General features: G+C 59.8%; 1 protein-coding gene. It reads left to right on the top strand.

The annotated features are described in order from the left end of the window. The coding region (locus JF66_RS19020) for a GIY-YIG nuclease family protein (protein ID WP_035880449.1) at positions 1–707 on the top strand (707 nt) is incomplete at its 5' end. Positions 708–1,112 lie beyond the last annotated feature (405 nt).

Below are 1,112 nucleotides of genomic sequence, written 5' to 3'. Positions count from 1 at the left end.
GGCACCAGAACAACAATCTCGACCGCGCCGAGTACTTGCTCGCGTTCGCGCAGTACTACCCGTATGGGCCCCAGTACTTCATCTTCGGCGGGTTCTTTCGGGTGCGCACACTCCTACCGGAGATTATCGGAGGGCCGGGCTACGAGCTGGAATTGCTTGACCAGTACTCGGAGTACATCAAGCGGCTCATCGTCAAGTTGGAGAGGCCTGTCGGCAGAGACCTGTACCTGCGGTGGTACGAGACATTGCAGAACAGCAAACTCAATCCCGAGATTTACGAACTCGCACCGGACACAAAGCTCGGCACATTCCCCGGTTACCAGAACGTTAGGCTCAGGCACCACGAGCTCCAGCGCATCATCGCGAACGACGAGCCGAGCTGGAAGGACGCTTTGTCGAGCGTCAAAGGCGTCTACGTCATCACCGACCTCAGCGACGGCAGGTTGTACGTTGGCTCAGCAGCGGGCGAAGCCAACGGTCTATGGCAGCGGTGGGCGGGCTACGCCCACCTGCAAAACCTGACCGGCGGCAACAAAGAGCTGGAGCAGATGCGAAACGCCCTGGGCGCTAGTCATATCATCGGAAACTTCCAGTACTCGATCCTGGAGATCTTCGACCCAAAGACGAAGGCCGAAACGATTCTGCAGCGCGAGTCCTTCTGGAAGCTCGCCCTCGACAGCCGTGGGCACGGGATGAACCGGAACTGAGCCAGCCCGATCCGGCTACCGCGCTTCCCGCGCGAGCTGCGAGATCCGCTCCCCCGGGAGATGTTGCGTCGCAGCCGAGGCGCTCGTGGCGTGCCATTAGTTCGTAGGGGCGTGATCGCCGAGCGAGCAGGAATCAGCTTTTGTCTCATTTCCGGTCGACAATTGCGTCTGCGCGAACCCGCGAACTCCCGCCAAAATGTCTCATGAGACGCACCGATGCAACATAAGCCGTGGCACGTCGCCCGTTTCGTCGTTCCAGCGATTCGCTGCGCGGCGACCGAAGAGTGTCATGGTGTCCAGCTTTCGAGTGGGGTTTTCAGAAACCGGCCTGGAGAACGACCAGGCCGGGAAATATGGCGAACAGGATCGTCATGGGCAAGATCAGGAAGACGAGTGGCACCAACA

Source organism: Cryobacterium sp. MLB-32 (genome assembly GCF_000738085.1).
Classification (GTDB): domain Bacteria; phylum Actinomycetota; class Actinomycetes; order Actinomycetales; family Microbacteriaceae; genus Cryobacterium.
The sequence above is the reverse complement of the archived record's forward strand: the minus strand, read 5'-3'. Positions and strand labels throughout refer to the sequence as shown.